15 protein-coding genes are annotated in these 20,498 nt (G+C 69.2%); 10 read left to right on the top strand and 5 right to left on the bottom strand.

What is annotated here, in order from left to right; genetic code table 11:
• Positions 1-274: 274 nt before the first annotated feature.
• Genes ACFHYQ_RS07015 through ACFHYQ_RS06985 form a run of 7 tightly spaced genes read left to right on the top strand, consistent with a single transcriptional unit; the run spans position 275 to position 12,204 of the window.
• Positions 275-1,684 (top strand): class I adenylate-forming enzyme family protein, encoded by a 1,410-nt coding sequence (locus ACFHYQ_RS07015; protein ID WP_394300254.1) that lies wholly within the window; start codon positions 275-277, stop codon positions 1,682-1,684.
• Positions 1,681-3,243, top strand: coding sequence for a condensation domain-containing protein (locus ACFHYQ_RS07010; RefSeq protein ID WP_394300253.1), 1,563 nt, complete (start codon positions 1,681-1,683; stop codon positions 3,241-3,243). The genes ACFHYQ_RS07015 and ACFHYQ_RS07010 overlap by 4 nt, the downstream gene beginning before the upstream one ends.
• A complete protein-coding gene (locus ACFHYQ_RS07005; RefSeq protein WP_394300252.1) occupies positions 3,240-4,214 on the top strand; it encodes a thiamine pyrophosphate-dependent dehydrogenase E1 component subunit alpha in 975 nt (324 codons plus the stop codon). Before ACFHYQ_RS07010 ends, ACFHYQ_RS07005 begins: the two co-directional genes overlap by 4 nt.
• Complete coding sequence (locus ACFHYQ_RS07000) at positions 4,211-5,194, top strand: alpha-ketoacid dehydrogenase subunit beta (protein WP_394300251.1); 984 nt, start codon at positions 4,211-4,213, stop codon at positions 5,192-5,194. Before ACFHYQ_RS07005 ends, ACFHYQ_RS07000 begins: the two co-directional genes overlap by 4 nt.
• Positions 5,187-6,341: a 2-oxo acid dehydrogenase subunit E2 gene (locus ACFHYQ_RS06995; protein ID WP_394300250.1), complete on the top strand. Its 1,155-nt coding sequence runs from the start codon at positions 5,187-5,189 to the stop codon at positions 6,339-6,341. The genes ACFHYQ_RS07000 and ACFHYQ_RS06995 overlap by 8 nt, the downstream gene beginning before the upstream one ends.
• On the top strand, positions 6,341-11,983 hold the full coding sequence (locus ACFHYQ_RS06990; RefSeq protein ID WP_394300249.1) for a non-ribosomal peptide synthetase/MFS transporter: 5,643 nt from the start codon (positions 6,341-6,343) through the stop codon (positions 11,981-11,983). The genes ACFHYQ_RS06995 and ACFHYQ_RS06990 overlap by 1 nt, the downstream gene beginning before the upstream one ends.
• A gap of 2 nt (positions 11,984-11,985) precedes the next feature.
• Positions 11,986-12,204, top strand: coding sequence for an MbtH family protein (locus ACFHYQ_RS06985; RefSeq protein ID WP_394300248.1), 219 nt, complete (start codon positions 11,986-11,988; stop codon positions 12,202-12,204).
• Positions 12,205-12,294: 90 nt separating this feature from the next.
• On the opposite strand, the gene ACFHYQ_RS06980 is transcribed toward ACFHYQ_RS06985, so the two are convergent.
• From ACFHYQ_RS06980 to ACFHYQ_RS06970, 3 genes are read right to left on the bottom strand one after another with little or no spacing between them, the layout of a single operon-like run.
• The gene (locus ACFHYQ_RS06980) at positions 12,295-13,128 is read right to left on the bottom strand and encodes a carbohydrate ABC transporter permease (RefSeq protein WP_394300247.1); all 834 of its coding nucleotides are present in this window, start codon (positions 13,126-13,128) and stop codon (positions 12,295-12,297) included.
• Positions 13,125-14,054 carry a carbohydrate ABC transporter permease gene (locus tag ACFHYQ_RS06975; RefSeq protein ID WP_394300246.1) on the bottom strand — a complete coding sequence of 310 codons (930 nt, stop codon included), beginning with the start codon at positions 14,052-14,054 and terminating at the stop codon, positions 13,125-13,127. Before ACFHYQ_RS06975 ends, ACFHYQ_RS06980 begins: the two co-directional genes overlap by 4 nt.
• Positions 14,051-15,313 (bottom strand): extracellular solute-binding protein, encoded by a 1,263-nt coding sequence (locus ACFHYQ_RS06970; protein WP_394300245.1) that lies wholly within the window; start codon positions 15,311-15,313, stop codon positions 14,051-14,053. Before ACFHYQ_RS06970 ends, ACFHYQ_RS06975 begins: the two co-directional genes overlap by 4 nt.
• 149 nt (positions 15,314-15,462) lie before the next feature.
• On the opposite strand from ACFHYQ_RS06970, the gene ACFHYQ_RS06965 reads away from it, so the two are divergent.
• On the top strand, positions 15,463-16,242 hold the full coding sequence (locus tag ACFHYQ_RS06965; RefSeq protein ID WP_394300244.1) for an IclR family transcriptional regulator: 780 nt from the start codon (positions 15,463-15,465) through the stop codon (positions 16,240-16,242).
• A gap of 39 nt (positions 16,243-16,281) precedes the next feature.
• On the opposite strand, the gene ychF is transcribed toward ACFHYQ_RS06965, so the two are convergent.
• Positions 16,282-17,370 carry a redox-regulated ATPase YchF gene (gene ychF, locus ACFHYQ_RS06960; RefSeq protein WP_394300243.1) on the bottom strand — a complete coding sequence of 363 codons (1,089 nt, stop codon included), beginning with the start codon at positions 17,368-17,370 and terminating at the stop codon, positions 16,282-16,284.
• A 183-nt stretch (positions 17,371-17,553) separates the two neighbouring features.
• On the opposite strand from ychF, the gene ACFHYQ_RS06955 reads away from it, so the two are divergent.
• The gene (locus tag ACFHYQ_RS06955) at positions 17,554-18,804 is read left to right on the top strand and encodes a DNA recombination protein RmuC (protein ID WP_394300290.1); all 1,251 of its coding nucleotides are present in this window, start codon (positions 17,554-17,556) and stop codon (positions 18,802-18,804) included.
• Between the two features lie 11 nt (positions 18,805-18,815).
• Positions 18,816-19,364, top strand: a complete 549-nt coding sequence (locus ACFHYQ_RS06950; RefSeq protein ID WP_394300242.1) for a DUF6542 domain-containing protein — start codon at positions 18,816-18,818, stop codon at positions 19,362-19,364.
• A gap of 31 nt (positions 19,365-19,395) precedes the next feature.
• On the opposite strand, the gene ACFHYQ_RS06945 is transcribed toward ACFHYQ_RS06950, so the two are convergent.
• A complete protein-coding gene (locus ACFHYQ_RS06945) occupies positions 19,396-20,361 on the bottom strand; it encodes a 4-hydroxy-3-methylbut-2-enyl diphosphate reductase (RefSeq protein WP_394300241.1) in 966 nt (321 codons plus the stop codon).
• Between the last annotated feature and the right edge of the window lie 137 nt (positions 20,362-20,498).

Here is a 20,498-nt window from a genome sequence, read left to right as displayed (position 1 = left end):
TACTGTTTTCGGGTGGCCGCAGTTTTCCACGGACCTTCGGCGGTTCGCAAGGATCGGGCGAGGAATGACTCCCCGGCCGGCCGACGCGGGAGACTTGCCGCACGCGGCGGGCTCGTGCCACACTGACGACCGATCATTAATAGGAAAGTTTCCTATTAGAGGTCGTGTCGGCAAGCGTGCACCCACATTGCCGCATGCCCTATGAGCTGGGAATTCTCGTCCCCGTTTAGGTACAGGCGCGTGCCCGCGCTCGACCATTTCCCGGGGGGGGTTGATGGTGAGCATAATTCTTCCCGGCCTGCTCAGAGAGCGGGCCGCCGCCGATCCCGATGAGATCGCGATGACCGTCCACGGTCGCGGCTCGCTGACCTTCGGCGAGTGGGAGCGCCGATCGTACGGCTTGGCCCGCGCGCTGCGAAGTCGGGGGGTGGAACCCGGCGATCGGGTGGGCCTCGTGTTCGGCAACGGCGCCTGGCTGGACTACTCGGTCGCGTTCTTCGGCGTGCTCCGGGCGGGGGCGGTGGCCGTACCGATCTCCGACCGGTCGCCGGACGCCGACGCGATGCTCGCGCACTGCGGCGCCGCCATGGTGCTGCGGCCGGGCGAGGTGCCGCCGTACACCGAGGACGGCGGGGGTGAGGACGACCTTCCTCCGGTGGGGGCCGGTGATCCGGCACAGATCCTCTACACGTCCGGCACCACGGGCCGCCCCAAAGGGGTGGCCGCCACCCACGCGAACCTGGCCTACGGCTGCGGAGGCCGCCGTAAGCCGTTCATGCACTCCAAGCACCTGGCCCACGCCTTCCCCATCGGGACCAACGCCGGGCAGTGGATGCTGGTCAACGCGGTGGACGCGCACCCCGAGGTGGTCACGCTGCCGCGTTTCACCCCCGGCAGGTTCGCCGCGCTGATCGAGCACTACCGGGCGGGCACGGTCTTCGTGGTCCCCGCCATGGCGATCGAGATGCTCGCGGCCGGAGCGCACACCGGCCACGACCTGTCGAGCGTGCTGCTGCTCGGCTCGGCGGCGGCGCCGCTGCCCGCGCGGGTCGCGAGCGATCTCGGCACCGCGTTCCCCAACGCGACGATCACGAACTACTACACCTCGACCGAGGCCGCGCCCGCGCAGACCGTCATGATTTTCGATCCGGACCGTCCATCCAGCGTGGGTCGCCCGGTCTCCGGAGGAGCCGTCCGGATCGCCACGGCGGACGGCGAGGCGCTGCCCCCCGGGGTCACCGGCGAGGTGTGGATGCGCTCACCTACCGTTACCCGCGCCTACTTCGGCGACGAGGCCGCCACCGGCGAGGTCTTCCGCGGCGGCTGGGTAAGGATGGGAGATCTCGGATACATCGACGACGACGGCTACCTTTACCTGGTCGACCGGGAGAGCGACGTGATCAAGACGGGCGCCTACAAGGTGTCCACGATTCACGTCGAGGAGGCGGTCCACCGGCACCCCGACGTCGTCGAGGCGGCCGCGTTCGGGGTGCCCCACCCCACCCTCGGCAAGGCGGTCGCGGTCGCCGTCGTCGGCGCCGTCTCACCCGAGAATCTGCGGATCTTCCTGAAGGACCTGCTGGCCCCACACGAACTTCCCGTACGGCTGATCACCCTCGACGCCCTGCCACGCAACCACGGCGGCAAGGTCGACAAGCGCGCACTCCGAAAGGTCGGAACATGACGCAGGTCTCGTTCGCCCAGCATGGAATGTGGGTCACCGAGCGGATGGGGGCGGGATCGGCCTACCACATGCCGATCTTGATCCGCTTCGATGGTTCACCGATTCCGGATCCGGCCGTGCTGGCGAAGGCGTGCGCGGGCGTGGTGGCACGTCATCCGCTGCTGGGCAGCGCCGTACGGGCGCTTGACGGCGTACCACACCTGGTACCGGCCACTCGAATCCCGTCGTTGGAGACGGGTGAGTCGGTGGCGGAGGCGATCAGGCGGCCGTTCGATCTGGAGAACGGCCCGCTGATCCGCTTCACGCTCGTCGGCGACACCTTCGTGATCGTCGCGCACCACCTGGTCTTCGACGGCGCGTCGAAGGACATCCTGGTCGCCGACCTCGCCGCCATCGCGAACGGTGCCGAGCCACCCCTGCTCGGACCCCTCACTCAAGCAGACCAGGCTCAGGTGGATCACGCCGCCGGTCAGCGGGAGCGGGTGGCCGCCGTGCTCGACGAGGCTCGCGTCTTCTGGGCGGACAGGTGGCGTGAACCAGGCGGGACGCTCGTGCCCGGCGGGGAACTCCGCTCCCGCCGGGGTCACCCGGGTCAGGTGCTGGAGTTCGCGCTCGACGTCCCCGGACTACCCGGTCTGACCAGGTTTGAGGTGCTGCTGGCGGCGCTGCACGCGCTTCTCATGTCGTACGGCAACGCCGACGTCGTCACCGCGGTCGACCTGTCGACCCGCACCGCCGCGTCGGAGGGGCACATCGGCCCCTTCGTCAACGAACTGCCCGTCTTCTCCAGCCCACCGCCCGGCGCGCCGTTCACCACGTTCGCCGCGGGCCTGCGTGCCGAGCTCAGGAGCCTGTACGCCTATCGCGAGGTCCCGCTGGCCAGGGCGGTCTCCGGGCTGAAGCCGCACGCGGCGCTCACTCCCGTCTCGATCAGCTACCGGCGCGGATCGCAGACCCCTCGCCCCGATCCGGACAACGCGCTCGGCCAGGTCGACTGGCTGGCGTTCAACTATGCGGTGCGGGGCGCACTGCAACTCCAGGTCCTTGACCAGACGGCGGAGACCACGCCGGGAATGGAGTCCGTGCCGGGAATGACGGTCAGCCTCCGGTACGACCCGGACGAGCTGACCGACCCGATCGGGTTCGCCGACGACCTGCGGGCGGTGCTGGCAGCGGTCGCCCAGGACCCCACCCGGCCCCTGGACGCGTCGCCGACCCGGGAAACCATGGCCGCCCGGCCCGTCCAGAGCGCCGCACCGGCCACGGCGGGCCTCAGCACCGCCGGCGACGGAGCCGCGTCCGGTTCGACGGGGGTGAGCCCCCCGGCAGGGGCGAACCTGAACGATCCACTGGCCGCCGAAATCCGCACCATCTGGGAGGAGGTGCTCAAGCTTGCTCCCATCGAGCCGCACGACGACATCTTCGATCTCGGCGGCCACTCCCTGACCATCACCCAGATCATCGCCCGCATGCGCAAGCGGCTGGGCGTGGAGGTCGAGTTGGACGACTTCTTCGACAATCCGACGATCGCCGGCGTGCTCCAGGTGATCCGCCGATGACGCGCCCGTTCACCGGTTTGATGAGTGAGACGACGGCCGCACCTGCCGTCGCGACGATGGCGGTTTCCCCGGTGGAGTCGATCCGCCTGGACGAGGAAGACCTCTCACTCATGCTGACGATCCGGGCATTCGAGCTGAAACTGCTCGATCTGTACGGCAGGGGCCTGCTCAACGGCACCACCCACACCTGCCTGGGCCAGGAATACATCCCGGTCGCGATGGAGGGGCTGCTCGACCCCCGCGACCACGTGTTCAGCAACCACCGCGGCCACGGCCACTACCTGGCGCGCTTCCGCGACCCCGCCGGGCTGTTCGCGGAGATCATGGGTCGGGAGGGCGCGGTCTGCGACGGGGTCGGCGGCAGCCAGCACATCCGCAGGGAGCGCTTCCTGTCCACCGGAGTCCAGGGGGAGAGCCTGCCCGTGGCCGCGGGTGTGGCGCTGCACCTCAAGCGCGCCGAGCCCGGCCGGCTCGCCTGCGTCTACATCGGGGACGGCACGTTCGGTGAGGGAGCGGTCTACGAGACGTTCAACATCGCGTCGCTGTGGGCGTTGCCGCTGCTCGTCGTCGTCGAGAACAACGGCATCGCCCAGTCGACGCCCACCCCCCGGCATCTGGCGGGAAGCATCGCGGGCCGGGCGGCCGCCTTCGACGTCGACCACCGCCTGATCGAGACCTCCGACGTCGCCGGGATCCGCCACACGCTCGAACCTCTGGTCGCATGGGTGCGTTCCCATTCCGCGCCCCTCGTCGTCGAGTTCGTCACCCGGCGCCTCGGACCGCACAGCAAGGGTGACGACACCCGGCCCGACCAGGCCGTCCAGGACTTGCGCGAGCGGGACTGGTACGCACGGTGCGCGGCGGTTGACCCGGAGCGCTTCCGCCGGTTGGACGCGCGGGCCCGCGCCCACATCGACGAGATCGCGGCGGAGGTCGCGGCTCGGCCGCCGTCGCGATGGGAGCGACCGTGAGGGTCGGCGAGAACCTCAACACGGCGCTGGCCACCCTGCTCGCCCGAGAGTCGGACCTCTATGTGCTGGGAGAGGACGTCGTCGATCCGTACGGCGGCGCCTTCAAGATCACACGCGGGCTGTCCACGCGTTTCCCCGATCGCGTCCTGTCGACTCCGATCAGTGAGAGCGCCATCACCGGGGTCGCCGCCGGGCTCGCGCTCTCCGGAGACCTAGCGATCGTCGAGATCATGTTCGGGGACTTCGTCGCGCTCGCCTTCGACCAGTTGCTCAACTTCGCCTCGAAGTCCGTCTCCATGTACGGCTCCCGCCTGCCGATGCGCATGGTCGTACGCTGCCCGGTCGGCGGTGGACGCGGCTACGGGCCGACGCACAGTCAGAGCCCGCAGAAGCATTTCGTCGGCATCCCCGGGCTGCCGCTCTACGAGCTGTCGCCGTTCCACGACAACCTGGCCGTGTTCGAGGAGATGTTCGCCCATGCGGAACCGTGCGTGTTCTTCGAGGACAAGGTTCTCTACACGCGCCGGATGGGCGAGGTGGAGCCGCCGTTCTCCCTGGAGACGACCGGCGGCGTGGCCAGGGTGTTCCTTGACGCCTCTCCCGACTGCGTGATCATCGCACCCGGCGGGGTGGCGCATCGGGTGCTGGCCGCGATGCGCTCGCTGCTGGTGGAGGAGGAGATCGTCTGCACGTTGCTGGTGCCGTCCAGGCTGTATCCGTTCGACGTGTCCGACACGTTCGACCGGGAGGTGACCACCGCGCGCAACGTGTTCGTCGTCGAGGAGAGCACCGGCGGGGGGACGTGGGGCGCCGAGGTGGCGCATCTTGTGCATCAGCGGCACTGGGGACGCCTGGCCCGGCCGGTCTCGTTGATCCACTCCCCCGGCGGTGTCATTCCCACCGCGGCCCATCTCGAACGGGCGGCTCTGGTGAACGAGACCACGATCCACAGCGCGATCAGGAAGACCCTCCGTGGCTGAACTCCGTGTGCCCAAGCTGAACAACAATGACACCGAATATCTCCTCGTCGAGTGGCTGCTCTCCGATGGTGCGCAGGTGCACGAGGACGACGTGGTCGTGCTGGTGGAGACCTCCAAGGCCGCGGAGGAACTCGTCGCAGGTTCCTCCGGCGTCCTCCGCCATGTGCTGCGGGCGGGCGTCTGGTGCCATCCGGGCGATGTGTTGGCCAGGATAAGCAGCGCAGGCGAGGAACAACCGACCGGTCCGCACGCCGCGGCAACGGACACCGGCGCGGGTGACGGCGCGGGTGACGGGGCTTCGCCGCTCATCACGGCCCCCGCGCAGGCGCTCATCGATGAGCTCGGCATCGACATCGAACGCGTCAGGGCCCTCGGGATCCCCGTCGTCAGGCGGGCCGACATCGAACATCTTGATCACCGGCGTGGCGGGAGCGAAGGCCCGGGCACCGGGGAAACTCCGAGTCCACGAGAAAATCCCGCTGCCGGAGACCCCGCCTCGACCACGGCGGGAAACGGGCGGGAGGAGCACCGGCTCCCGCGGGTCCAGCGGGCGGTCGCCAGATCCGTCGAGCTCTCCCATCAGACCATTCCCGCCGCGTACGCCGTCGTACGCATGGACCTCGGGCCGGCTTCGGCGTACGCGCGGGCCAAGACAAAAGAGATTCGCCGCCCGGTAGGTCTCGCCGAGATCTTCGTCCAGGCGGTCGCGGGCCTGCATGAACGGTTTCCGCTGTTCTTCGCCACACCCGACGGCACCCGGGCCCTGCTGGCCGAGGCCCCCGACATCGGCGTCACCATCGACCTGGGCGAGGGACTGTACGTCCCGGTCATCCATGACGCCGCGAGCCGTACCACCAGGGACATCGCGACCACGCTGATGAAGCACCGGCTCGCCGCCACCACCGGCGAGTTCAAGGAGAGCGACCTCACCGGCGCGAACTTCGTCGTCACCCTGCACACCGACCACGGGGTCGTCCTGGCGATCCCGTTCGTCTTCCCCGGCACCGTGTGCGCGCTCGCCGTCACCGAAGCACGTGACGGCGCCCTCGCCGACATCGGCCTGGCCTACGACCACCGCCTGATCAACGGCAGGGACGCCGCCCTCTTCCTGAACGCGCTCAAAGCCACCGTCGAAGGGCTGACCTGATGTCCGTAGCCGACCTGTCCCCCGGCGGTCTCTCGCCGGCGAAACAGGCACTGCTGGCCCAGCGGTTGAAGGCCCGGCGCGAGACGACCACCGTGCCCAGGCGTCCGGCCGGTGTCCACCCGCCGCTGTCACACGCGCAGGCACGGCTGTGGTTCCTCGAACAGTACGCCCCGGGCACCACCGCGTACACCGTCGCGTTCGCCGTCCGGCTGGAAGGCGACCTCGACGCCGCCGCCCTGGACCACGCCCTCGTCGAGGTCGCCCGCCGCCACGAGAGCCTGCGCAGCAGGTTCGTCACCACCGACGACGGCACGCCCGAGATCGTGCTGGACGACGAGCCGGTGGTCGAGTCGCGGCGGTCGGACGACCCGGCCGCCATCCGGGAGGAGCTGGACCGGCCGTTCGATCTGGCCGAGGGCCCACCGCTGCGGGCGCTGCTCGTCCGGCTCGGCCCCGGCGACCACGTGCTGCTCCTGACCATGCATCACGCCGTCACCGACGGCTGGTCCTGCGACATCGTGCTGGAGGAACTCCTCGCCCTGCACGAGGCGTACCGGACCGGGACCGACGCCGCCCTCGTGCCGCCGCCCGTGCAGTACGGCGACTACGCGCTCTGGGAGCGTGACCGGTCCTACGAAGACGACATCCGCTACTGGCGGAAGCAGTTGGCCGGGCTGCCCCCGCTGGCGCTGCCGACCGATCTGCCGCGCCCGCCGGAGCAGGGCTGGGAGGGCGCGGCCCACGGCATGACGCTGGATCGCGAGCTGGCCGACGCGCTGGAAGCGCTGGGCCGCAGGCATGGCGCCACACCGTACATGACGCTGCTCGCCGCGTTTCAGGTGCTCCTCGCCCGCTACTCCGGTCAGCACGATTTCGCGGTCGGATCGCCGACGTCCGGACGCGTCCTGCCCGAGCTGGAGCGGGTGGTCGGGCTCTTCATCAACTCCCTGCCGATGCGGGCGGACCTGTCCGGCGACCCCACCTTCACCGGGTTGCTCGCCCGGGTACGCGAGACGGCGCTCGACGCCTACGCGCACCAGGAGCTGCCGTTCGACCGGCTCGTCGACGAGTTGGCCGTCGAGCGCGACGTGAGCAGGTCGCCGGTGTTCCAGGTGATGTTCGCACTGCAGAACTACCGGTCGGCGCCGCTGCGGACCCAGGGGTTGGCCATGTCGGCCTACCCGTTCGAGGTACGGGCCAGCAGGTTCGATCTCGCCCTGTACCTGACGGACATGGGCGATGATGGTCTGCACGGCAACTTCACCTACCGCACGGAGCTGTTCCGGCCGGAAACGATCGTCCGGCTGACGGAGTGCTTCGAGAACCTGCTCAGGTCGATCGTCGCCGATCCCGCGGCGAGGATCTCCGATCTGGAAATCCTCCCTCCACAGGAGCGCGACCGGGTGCTCGCGTTCGGTCAGCCGGCAGAAGGCGATCCGCGGCACGAGTCGACGCGGTTGGATGAGGCGATCGCCGAGCAGGCCGCGCGCACGCCGGCGGCCACCGCCGTGGTGTGCGGTGCGCACTCGCTCACCTACCGCGAACTGGACGCGGCGGCCGACGGACTCGCGCGGCGGCTACGGCGGCTCGGAGTGGGCCCGGATGAGCGTGTGGCGATCTGCCTGGAGCAGTCGGTTGACCTGGCGGTCGCGGTGCTCGGCGTGCTGAAGGCCGGCGCGGCCTACCTACCGCTCGATCCCGAGCATCCGGAGAGCCGGCTCGCCTACCTGCTGTCCGACGCGGACACCCGCATCGTGATCACCGATGCCGACCTGTGCGACCGCCTGCCCGGCGAGGTCACCACCGTCTTCCTGGGCGGTCCCGACGAAACCCCGCACACCGCGGAGACCGCGGAGACCGCGGAGATCTCGAACGTCGCGCGATCACCGGACGATCTGGCCTACGTGATCTACACCTCCGGGACCACGGGGAAGCCGAAGGGCGTCGCCGTACAGCACCAGGAGGTACTGACCTACCTCGCCGGGGTACGCCGGCGGCTGGGCGTGGAGCCAGGGTCGTCCTTCGCGCTACTGCAGTCGTTGGCCTTCGACTTCGGCGTCACCACTTTCTACCTGTGCCTGCTGACCGGCGGCACACTGCATCTGGTGCCCTCGCGCACCGCGGGCCCCGAGTTGGCGGAGATCTTCCGGCGGGCCGAGGTCGACTACCTGAAGATCACCCCATCACATCTGGCCGCACTGCTGGCCGATGCCGGCCCGGCCGATCTACTGCCCAGGAAGCTGCTGATCTTGGGGGGTGAGGCCGCGCCGCGCGGGTGGGCCGCCGAGTTGGCGGCGTCGGGCCGATGCCGGGTGGTAAACCACTATGGCCCGACCGAGGCGACGGTCGGCATCACCACCTACGACGTGGGTACGATGCCCGCCCCGCACGGCCCGGCCGAGGCGGCCATGAGCCTGCCCATCGGCTCGCCACTGCCCGGCGCGCGGACGTACGTGCTGGACGAGCGGCTGCGCCCGGTTCCGATCGGCGTCCCCGGAGAGATCTACCTCGGCGGCGACCGGCTGGCCCGTGGCTACCTCGGCAGGCCCGGCCTGACCGCCGACCGGTTCCTCCCCGACCCCTACGGCTCACCGGGGGCGCGGATGTACCGCACGGGGGACCTCGGCCGGTGGTCCGCCTCCGGAGACCTGGAGTTCCTGGGCCGCCGCGACCTGCAGGTGAAGATCCGCGGCTACCGGGTCGAGCTCGGCGAGATCGAAACCGTGCTCGCCGATCACCCCTCCGTCGCCCAGGCGGTCGTCGAGCCGCGCGGGGAGCAGCTCGTCGCGTACCTCGTCGCCCGGCCCGGGACCAACGCTCCCGGCGGCGCCACCGACGGCGTTCCCGATGCCCGTGTTCCCGATGCCGTTGTTCCCGATGCCGTTGTTCCCGATGCCGTTGTTCCCGATGCCGCGGACGTGCGTGCCTGGCTGGCCGACCGACTGCCGGCTTACATGATCCCTGCCCGGTACGCCTGGCTGGCGGAGCTGCCGCTCAAATCCCATGGCAAGGTGGACCGGGCCCGCCTGCCCGAGCCGGAGGCCGACGTCCCGGCCGCCGCCTACGTCGCCCCGGCGACCGAAGCCGAGGAGACCGTGGCCCGGGTCTGGACGGAGATCCTTGAGGTGGAGCGGGTCGGGGCACTCGACGACTTCTTCGCGCTCGGTGGTCACTCGCTGCTGGCGATGCGGGTCATCGCCCGGCTGCGCAAGGCGTACCCCGACCGCCCGATCACCGTGCTCGACGTGTTCAAGCACCGCACGGTCCGGGAGCTGGCCCGGCTGCTGGAGGCCGGGAGCGACGCGCCGCGCACATTGCTGCACCGGCTCACCGCCGCCCGGCCGGCCACCACCACGCTGGTCTGCGTTCCCTACGGCGGCGGCAGCGCGGTGGTGTACCAACCGCTGGCCGACGCCCTGCCCGACGACTGGGCGCTGTACTCCGTCGCCGTGCCCGGCCACGAGCTGGGCGAGGAGTCCCGGCCGTTCGACGAGGTCGTCCAGGGCTGCGTCGCCGAGATCACCGAGATCATGGGCGGCTCGCCCGGTCCGCTCGTGCTGTACGGGCACTGCGGCCTCGGAGTCATGCTGACCACTGAGATCGCCCGCAGGCTGGAGGCCGTCGGACGCCCGGTGGAGGCCGTTTATCTGGGGGGTATCTTCCCCTTCGCCCGGCCGGGTCGCGGTCTCGCCTGGCTCGGCACGCTCATGGACCGCCTGGCCGGCGACCAGGCACGCGTCAACGCGCTCACCGCCGCCGGGCTCGACGTGGACGATCTCGACCGAGATCAGATCAAGCTCATCGTCGAGAACCGCCGTCAGGGCACCCGGGACGCGGAGCGGTACTTCACCCGGCTCTTCGAGCAGCAGGAGGATGGTCCGCTGGTGGCGGCACCGGTGATCTCCGTCGTGGGAGAGCGGGATCCGGCGGCCGAGTTCTACCAGGAGCGCTACCGCGAGTGGCACCGCGTCGCGGAGACGGCGGCCTGCGTGGTGATTGACGAGGCCGGACATTTCTTTATGAAGTACCGAGCCGCCGAACTCGCCGAGATCATCACCACCACACACGACACCATCGCCGAGGGCCGTACGGAGACGATCGAACGGGACGAGGCCCGCACCTGGTGGCTCCAGGGCGTCTCACAGGAGGACTCCGAACCGGGGAACGAGTCAGCGGACGCGCCTACGGGCGGGTCGGCCGAGATCTCATCCGGGGAGACGCCGCCCGGCAGCCGGCAGGGGCCCCGGCCGAGCATGCGGCGGTTCCTGCTCGTCGCAGCGGGTCAGCTCGTCTCGATCACCGGCTCGGCGCTGACCGAGTTCGCCATCCCGATCTGGATCTACCTGACCACCGGCTCACTCGCCAGGTTCGCGCTGTTCGCCGTGCTCGGCCTGGTGCCCGGCATGTTGGTCGCCCCGCTCGCCGGCGCCGTCGTCGACCGCTACGACCGACGGAAGGTCATGCTCGCCGGAGACATCGGCGCAGGCGGCACCCAGCTGGCACTCGGGATCCTGCTCTGGACCGGAAACCTGCAGATCTGGCATATCTACCCGCTGCTCGTCTGCCTGTCGATCGCGCTGACCTTCCAACGACTCGCGTACGGCTCGGCGATCCCGCAACTCGTGCCCAAACGATTCCTCGGCCACGCCAACGGCGTCGTCCAGATGGTCACGGGCACCGCGCAACTCATCGTGCCGCTCATCGCGGTGGGCCTCATGGCGGTGATCGGCCTGGAGGGGATCCTCGTCATCGACGTGATCAGTTACGTCGTCGCCACGCTCACCGTGGCGCTGATCCGATTCCCCCGGACGATGGCCTGGCGGCGGCGCGAGAGCGTGCTCGCCGAGATGATGGGCGGCGTCCGCTACTCCTGGGGCAACCGCGGCTTCCGCGGCATGCTGTTCTACTTCGCGGCGCTGAATGTCTTCCTGTCCCCCCTGTTCTTGATGATCTCGCCCCTGGTGCTGTCGTTCGCCTCCCTCGCCGACGTCGGCCGGGTGTCTTTCGCCGGTGGTCTCGGCGCCTTCCTCGGCGGCCTGACGATGGCCGCCTGGGGCGGGCCGCGGCGTCGCCGCCTGTACGGTGTGTTGCTGGCCACGCTCACCCTGTCGGTGTTCTGCCTGCTGACCGGGCTGCGGCCGAATCTGTTCCTGATCGGCGTCGGCGCGTTCGGCATGTCACTGTGTCTCACCCTGCTCAACGGCGTCTACGCGACGATCATCCAGGTCAAGGTGCCGCAGCGGTTCCACGGCCGGGTCATCGCGCTGAACACGCTGGTCGCATGGTCCACCCTGCCCATCGGGTTCGGCCTGGTCGCGCCGTACGGTGCGAGCGTCCTCGAACCGCTGCTCGCCTCCGACGGGCCGCTCGCCGGCACCGCGGGAGTGCTGCTCGGCACCGGCCCCGGCCGGGGCATCGGCTTCATGTACGCCTGCTTCGCGATCGCGATCGCCGCCATCGCGCTCGTCTCCCTGCGGATCCGAGCACTGCGCCGCTTCGACACCGAGGTGCCCGACGCGCTGCCCGACGATCTGGTCGGCTATCAGGCCCTCACCGACCGTCTCGCGGCCGGGACGGCGGCGCACGCTTCGCCCCACCGCGACGTGCCGGCCCCGCTCAGCGAACAAGCCGCAGGAAGGTGAACATGTCAGACGCTGTGCTGCGTGTGGTGGTCAACGGCGAAGAGCAGTACTCGATTTGGCCGACCGACCGCGAACCCCCTGATGGCTGGACCGACACCGGCTTCGTGGGGACTCGGCAGGAATGCCTCGACCATATCGAGACGGTCTGGACCGACCTGCGACCGCTGCGGGCACGGGACCGGCGACGCGGGACCGCCGTCGCCGTACCCCGATCGGAGTAGTCCGTACGCCATCGACGCGGGCTCAGATGACGCGCCGAGGGCGACTGGCGCTTTACGGCGGCGGACCACTCCGGGGCGGCGCGTGCCGGGTCAGTCCTTGACGGCGCCTGCGAGGCCGGAGACGAGCTTGCGCTGCACCGCGATGAAGAAGACGAGAACCGGGATCGTCATCAGCGTGGAGGCCGCCATGATGCCGCCCCAGTCGTTCTCGTCGGGCTTGAAGAAGACGAGGAGGGCGGCGGGGAGCGTCTGGTTGTCCTTGGCGGAGATGATGAAGGTGCGGGCGAAGATGAAGTCGTTCCAGGCGGCGATGAAGGAGAACACGCTGGTGGCGACGAGTCCGGGGGCCACGAGCGGGAACAGCACCCGCCACAGGATGGCCCCCCGCCCGGCACCGTCGATCATGGCCGCCTCCTCCAGGGCCTCGGGGACGGCGGCGACGAAGCCGCGCATCATCCAGATCGCGAACGGCAGGGAGAAGGCCAGGTGCACGAGGATGAGGGCACCGAGGGTGTTGAGTCCCACGCCCGGCACGACCGTACCGATATCGCGGACCAGGAAGAACAGCGGGATGGTCAAGGCTTCGACGGGAACCATCTGAGCGACGAGGAACATCAGCAGGACCGTGGTGCGGAACCTGAAGGAGAAACGGGTGACGGCGACGGCGGCGAGGAACGCCACCAGGGCCGACAGGACGACCACCGACAGCGCGACGATCAGGCTGTTGACGAAGTAACGGCTGAAGTTCTCACCGGAGAGCACCCGCTGGAAGTGTTCGAAGGTGGGTGACAGGGTCCAGGGCCGTGCGTCGAGGGACTGGATCTCGCCCGCGGGTTTGAGCGCCGACAGCACCATCCAGTAGATGGGAAAGAAGGTCGCGAAGGCGGCGACGACCGCGATGATGTTCGCGACCGGCCGCCTCACAGCCGCTCTCCCGTACGGTACAGCGCCCGGATGTAGAACAGGGTGATCACCAGCAGGATGAGGGTCATGACGACGCCGATGGCCGAGCCGAGGCCGTACTCCGAGGAGCCGAACGCGGTCTGGTAGGCGTAGACGTTGAGCACGGAGTTCTGGCCGGCGATGCCGCCGCCGTTGGTCATCACATAGATCTGGGTGAAGATCTTGAAGTCCCAGATGACCGACTGGATGACCACGATGGTGATCAACGGCCGGAGCATGGGGACGACGACCCGCCAGAACGACTGCCATTCTGAGGCGCCGTCGAGGGAGGCGGCCTCACGCACGGACGGCGGGATGGCCTGGATGCCGGCGTAGAGCACGACCATCACGAACGGGAACGAGTGCCAGACAACGGTGGCGCCGACGACGCCGAAGGTCACCCATTTGTCGTAGAACCAGTTGAAACCATCGATTCCGAGCACCTGGTTCACCAGGCCGAGGTCGGCGTCGAACAGGAACATCCAGACGGTGGAGCCGGTCATCGCCGGCGCGGCCCAGGCGGCCATGGCGGCGAATGACAGCAGCAGTCTGGGCCAGCGGCCGGCTCGGGTGAGCACTACGGCGAGCGTCGCACCGACGGCCAGGGTGGCGATCACCAGGGCGGCCGCGAAGAACACCGTCTGAGCGAGGATGGACCAGAACTTGTCGTCTTCCAGCAGCGTGAGGTAGTTGGCGAGGCCGATGAAGCTGGTCGGTTCGCCGCCGCTGACCTGAGCCTGCCGGTAGTCGAAGACGGACAGCAGGCCCAGCATGTAGATCGGGTAGCCGAAGATCGGCAACAGCACGGCCGCGGCGGGCAGCAGGTAGAGCCAGGGCGCGAACCTCCTGGCTCTACCTGAGCGCGGCCGTGGGTGACGAACTCCGGCGGGAACGACGACCTGGGTCATGGCCGCCCGAACGCGGCGTTCACCGCCGTAGCCGCCTCGCTCGTGGCCTCTTCGAGAGTCGCCTGCTTGGTCACGATCTTCTGCAGCATCGTGGGGATGACCTTCTGGTTGTCGATCTTCACCCACGCGGGGTCGATCGGCACGAACTTGGTGCCGGCCGAAACCGTGGCGAGGAACGGCAGCAGGAACTCGTCCGAGGCGGCGATCTGGTCACGGGCCGAGGTGAGCGTCGGCAGGTTGCCCATGGCCCCGTACAGCTTGGTCTGGTAGGTCCTGCCCGCGAGAAGCTGGAGGAACTCGACGGCGAGCGAGCGGTGCTTGCTGCTCTTCATCACACCCAGGTTGTTGCCGCCGGCGAAGGCGGGTGCGACCGAGCCGGCCTTCGCTCCGGGCAGCGGGATGACGGCGTACTTCCCGGCGGCGGGGCCCGCGTCCACCGCCGACCGGTTGAAGTTGCCGAGCAGGCCCATCGCGGCCTTGCCGCTGGCGAACAGTTCGACGGTCTTGCCACCGGTCAGCGAGGCGCAGGTCTGCGGCGGACAGTTGTCGTCGGAGAAGAGGTCGGTGTAGGCGCGCACGCCCTCGCGTGACTCGGCGGAGTCGAGTTTCTCGATGTCGCCGCCGGCGTCCCAGACGAACGGCAGCGCCCCGAAGGTGTACTCCCCACCGACCGCCATGCCGTACATGTCGGGCTTCTCGGCTCTGACCTTGCGGGCCGCGGCGGCGAGTTCCTTGATCGAGGTGGGCGGTGCGAGGCCCAGTTCCTTGAAGACGTCGGTGCGGTAGTAGAGGGCGCGGACGCCGATGAACCACGGCACGCCGTACAGCTTGCCGTCCACGGTCGCCGACTGGAGCAGGTCGGGACTGATGTCGGAGCCCTCGGACCACGCCGACACGTCGGCGCTCAGATCGGCGAAGCCCCCCGCGGCGGCGTACTCCGCGAGGTCGGTGTTGCCGTACTCCGCCACGTCGGGCGCGCTGGCCGGGTCGTTGAAGGCGCCCTTGAACTTCTCATGCCTGGCCGGGGTCGTCGGGATATAGGTCACCTCGACCTCGACACCCGAGTTGGCGGTCTCGAACTCCTTGATCGCCTCCTGGATGACCTTCTCCTTCGGAGCCCGATTCGGCTCGTCGAAAAGCCACACCTGGAGCGTGCCGGACTTCTCGTCACCCCCCTCGGCCTGCGGAGCGGTGGACGGCGCACACGCCGCCAGCGTCAGTACGGCCAGGCCGGCGGTCACCCAGTTAAAGATCTTCACTAGCACCTCCTAATTGGGGCAAACCTTAGGAGGACCACCGCGATCTTCGGAATGACAAGGGTGACTTGTTGTGCAATGCAGCATGATGTACCGCAAAGACAACCTAACGTCCGTCTCTACCGTAATTTGACAGGGCGCGAAAGGAAGCCATGCACGAACCCCCCGCGGCGCGCAACCGGTCGGTGTCCCTGCGGCGTGCGCTCGCCGTATTGGAGCATGTGCGCGATCATTCCGGCCAGGACCTCTCCCTCACCAGGCTGGCCGAGGCGCTCGGCATGTCCAAGAGCACCGTGTTACGTCTCACCGTGCCGCTCGTCGAGGCGAACCTCCTGGCCAGAGACAGGAAAAGCGGCGCCTACCGGCTGGGTCTCGGTGCCCTGCGCCTCGGCCAGGCGTACCTCACCCGACTCGACCTGCGGACCGTCGCCGCCGAGGAGTCGCACCGGCTGATGTCACAGGCCAAGGAGACCGTCCACCTGGTGCTGTACGACCCACCGCACGTTGTTTACATCGACAAGGTGGAGAACGCCACGAACGTCAGGATGGCCTCGCGGATCGGCAGCCGTGCGTCCATCCACTGCACGGCCGTGGGGAAGGCGATCCTGGCCTGGCAGGCCGAGGACGTCGTCGAGGAGGTCGTGGCAGCCGGTCTGCCGAGCGTCACCCGGTTCACGATCACCGACGCCGGCGCGCTGCGCACCGAACTGGGTCAGATCAGACAGCGCGGCTACGCCGTCGACGACCGCGAGAACGAGCCCGAGGTGCGCTGTGTCAGCGCACCGATCTTCAACCACCTGGAGGCTGTGACAGCCGCCATCTCGGTCTCCGGGCTCACCTCGCGCATCACCGCCGCCCGGGTGCGCACCCTGGGTCCGCTGGTGGCGGACACCGCCCGGCGGATCTCCAGAAAACTCGGCTCCACCCGCTGACCGTCCCCACACGCGGGCCGGCTGGACCCGTTTTCCGCGCTAGACGTTGAAGCGGAACTCGACGACGTCGCCGTCGCGCATCACGTAGTCCTTGCCCTCGATCCGCGCCTTGCCGGTGGACCGCGCCGCCGCCATGGAGCCGGCCTCCACGAGCTCCTCGAACGAGATGACCTCCGCCTTGATGAACCCGCGCTGGAAGTCGGTGTGGATGACGCCGGCCGCCTCCGGGGCGGTGGCGCCCCTGCGGATCGTCCAGGCCCGGGCCTCCTTGGGCCCGGCCGTCAGGTACGTCTGCAGGCCGAGCGTCTCGAACCCGACCCTTGCGAGTTGCGCCAGGCCCGACTCCTCCTGACCGACCGACTGCAGCAGCTCCAGCGCCTCGTCATCCGGCAGCTCGACCAGCTCGGATTCGATCTTCGCGTCGAGGAACACCGCCTCGGCCGGGGCGACGACCTGCGACAGCTTGGCCCGCAGGTCGGCATCGGTCAGCTCGTCCGCGTCGAGGTTGAAGACGTACAGGAACGGCTTGGCCGTGAGCAGGTGCAGCTCGCGCAGGTCCGCGAGGTCGATCCCGGCGTCCCTGGCCCCCGCGTACAACGTCGTACCGGTGTCGAGCAGCTTCGCCGCCGCCTCGACGACCTCCAGGAAGGCCTTGCGGTCCTTGTTGCTCTTGGCCTCCTTCTGGAGGCGCGGCACCGCCTTCTCGATCGTCTGCAGGTCGGCGAGGATCAGCTCGGTGTTGATCGTCTCGATGTCCCGCTCGGGCCCGACGCCGCCGTCGACGTGGGTGACGTCGGGATCGGAGAAGACCCGGATGACCTGGCAGACGGCATCGGTCTCGCGGATGTTGGCGAGGAACTTGTTGCCCCGCCCCTGCCCTTCCGAGGCGCCCCTGACCAACCCGGCGATGTCGACGAACTCCACCTTCGCCGGGAGGATCCGTGCGGAGCCGAAGATCTCCGCGAGCTTCTCCAGCCGCGCGTCGGGAACGCCGACGATCCCCACGTTGGGCTCGATCGTGGCGAACGGATAGTTCGCCGCGAGGGCGTTGCCGCTCTTGGTCAGGGCGTTGAAAAGCGTGGACTTGCCGACGTTGGGCAGGCCGACGATGCCGATGCTCAGGCTCACGTAGGCCGAGTTTACGGGCCGGGGCGGGTAAGCCGGACATCAGCCGAGCCGCTGAGACCTGAGAAGAACCCGGGCGCGCCTCCCCCGCAGGGGCGGCCTTGCCTGAAATCATGCCAAACCGTGGACGTAGTGGCTCTCTTGCTGGGACTCGCCATCGGCGCGGCCGCCGGGCTCGTGATCGGGATGGTCCTCGCACGGGCCAGAAGCGCCCAGCAGGCGGCCGAGGCCACGGTCGAGCTCGCCGAGGCGCGGGCGCGCGCGGGGGCCGCCGAGGACAAGGTCGCCTACGTGGAGAACCAGCTGTCCGAGCGGTTCCAGGCCATCTCCGCCCGCGTGCTCGACGTCAACAACCTGCGTTTCCTGGAACTCGCCGAGAACCGGCTGAACACCACGAGAGCCGAGGCCGCGGGCGATCTCGACCAGCGCAGGCAGGCGGTGGAGAATCTGGTCGGGCCGCTCCGCGAGACGCTCGCCAAGGTCGAGCAGCAGCTCCGGGAGAGCGAGTCCGGCGCCCGGGCCGCCCGCGCCGAGCTGAACCAGCAGATGGAGTTCGTACGGCGCAGCTCCGACGAGCTCAGGAAGCAGACGGCCGCGCTGGTACGGGCCCTGCAGCGGCCGGAGGCACGCGGCCGGTGGGGTGAGCTCCAGCTTCGCCGGGTCGCGGAGATCGCGGGCATGGCCCGGTACTGCGATTTCGACGAGCAGGTGACCGCGACGACGGGTGAGGGGACGATCCGCCCCGACATGGTCGTGCGGCTCAGCGGCGGCAAGCACATCGTCGTCGACTCCAAGGTGTCGCTGGCCGCCTATCTGGAGGCCGCCGAGACCGACGACCCCGGCTTCGCCGCCAAGCGGCTGGACGCGCACGCCCGCCACCTGCGGGAACACGTCGACCAGCTGGCCGCCAAGTCCTACTGGCAGGCGTTCAGCCCGGCGCCCGAATTCGTCGTGCTGTTCATCCCCGGTGAGGCGTTCCTCGCGCCGGCGCTGGAGCGCGACCCCGGGCTCCTGGAGCACGCGATGAAACGGCGCGTCCACATCGCCACCCCGACCACACTGATCACCATGCTGCGCACCGCGCAGTACGCCTGGCGGCAGGCCGCGATCAGCGAGAACGCCAAGGCCGTCTTCGAAGTCGGCAAAGAACTCTACGAACGGCTGGGCGGCCTGGGCCGGCACGTGGAGGACCTCGGCAAGGCGCTGTCGAGAGCCGTCGCGACGTACAACCGGACCGTGGGGTCGCTGGAGAGCCGGGTGCTGGTCAGCGCGCGCAAGCTGAACGACCTCGATCTCGTGGACTCCCCCCTCGAATCGCCGAATCCCGTCGAAGCCGTCCCCCGGTTGGTGTCGATGCCTGAGCTTGAAGGTGAAGACGAGGTAAGCCCCCCTCGTTTTCCTCGCCAGAACGGTAAATTGGCGCGGGACTTGTCGTAAGGGGGCTCCGAATGGTCGGCGCCGATCGAGCAGGGCTCAGGTTGACCGCCCGGGGAGCGATCGCCCTGCTCTTCGTGATCACACTGCTGGGTCAGGCCATCCTGCCGAGCGGCGTCGGCTTCGTCGCTGGGTGCCTCGCCGCGGCTCTGCTGGTGCGGCCACGAGATCTGCTGCCGCTCGTGGTCACTCCCCCACTGGTCTTCTTCATCGCGGCGCTGCTCGTCGAGGGCGTGCATTCGCTCGCCTCGGGGTCCGTACCGCAGACGCTCGGCGTGGGATTGTTCACCGCGCTCTCGTCGGGTGCGCCGTGGCTGTTCGCCGGGACCGCGCTGGCCCTGCTGATCGCATGGCGGCGCGGGCTGCCGGCCAACGTACGCGAACTGCGCGGCGGCGGCGCCGAGCCGGCCCGACCGGATGCACCGGACGCGCCGGGGACTGCCCGCGGGCGAGGAACCGGCCGGGCGTCGTCCCGTACGCGCCGCGGCCGCACCGCGGTGTTCGACCCCGAGCCGGAGGGCTACTTCGAACCCCGTCTGTACGGCAAGGCCGCCGACGAGTGAACACGACCGGCGGCCCTGCCGTGAACGGCGGCTATCTGGCGCGCAGGTCCCGGCGCAGCTCGTGAGGAAGGGCGAAGCGCATGCTCTCCTTCACGGCCTCCACCTCGTGGACGTCGGCGAAGCCCAGCTCGGACAGCTTGGCCAGCACCCCTTCGACCAGTTCCTCGGGGACCGAGGCGCCACTCGTGACACCGACCGTGGTGACGCCCTCCAGCCACTCGTCACGTACGAAGGACGCGTCGTCCACCAGGTAGGCGGCATCGGCGCCGTAGTCCTTGGCCACCTCGACCAGGCGCTTCGAATTCGACGAGTTCGTCGAGCCGACCACGACGACCAGCTCCGACTCCGCCGCGATCTGCTTCACGGCCGCCTGACGGTTGGACGTGGCGTAGCAGATGTCGTCGCTCGGCGGATCGATCAGGTTCGGGAAGCGCGCACGCAGCCGGGCGACGGTCTCGTCGGTCTCGTCGACCGACAGCGTCGTCTGGGAGAGCCAGACGACCTTCTCCGGGTCGCGTACGGCGACCCCGTTCACCCCGTCGAGACCGTCGACGAGCCGGATGTGGTCCGGCGCCTCGCCGGCGGTGCCCTCGACCTCCTCGTGCCCGTCGTGGCCGATGAGCAGGATGTCGTAGTCCTTCGCCGCGAACCTCTTGGCCTCGTTGTGCACCTTGGTGACCAGTGGGCAGGTCGCGTCGATCGTCCTGAGCCGCCGGGCCGCCGCCTCCTCGTGGACGCTCGGCGCCACGCCGTGCGCGGAGAAGACCACGATCGCGCCCTCGGGGACGGCCTCCGTCTCCTCTACGAAGACCGCTCCCTTCGCCTCCAGCGTCTTCACGACGTGGGTGTTGTGCACGATCTGCTTGCGCACGTAAATCGGCGCGCCGTACCGCTCCAGCGCCTTCTCGACCGTCTCGACCGCGCGGTCCACGCCGGCGCAGTATCCGCGTGGTTTGGCGACGAGGACACGGCGAGTCGCAGGGGTCTGTGCGTCCATGTTCCTATGCTATGTGCAACGCCAGCCGCCTCTTGACCCTAGGGAGTGGCCGAAACTCCCTGGCCAGGTCGCGTTTCGAAGATCACCCCCAGCTGCGCGTGGCCCTGACGGCGCCTCGCTCACTCACTACGGGCAAC

It is taken from the genome of Sphaerimonospora cavernae (assembly GCF_042435035.1).
GTDB classification, from domain to species: Bacteria; Actinomycetota; Actinomycetes; order Streptosporangiales; family Streptosporangiaceae; genus Sphaerimonospora; species Sphaerimonospora cavernae.
Note: the sequence above shows the minus strand (reverse complement) of the source record. Positions and strands in the feature narration are given on the sequence as shown.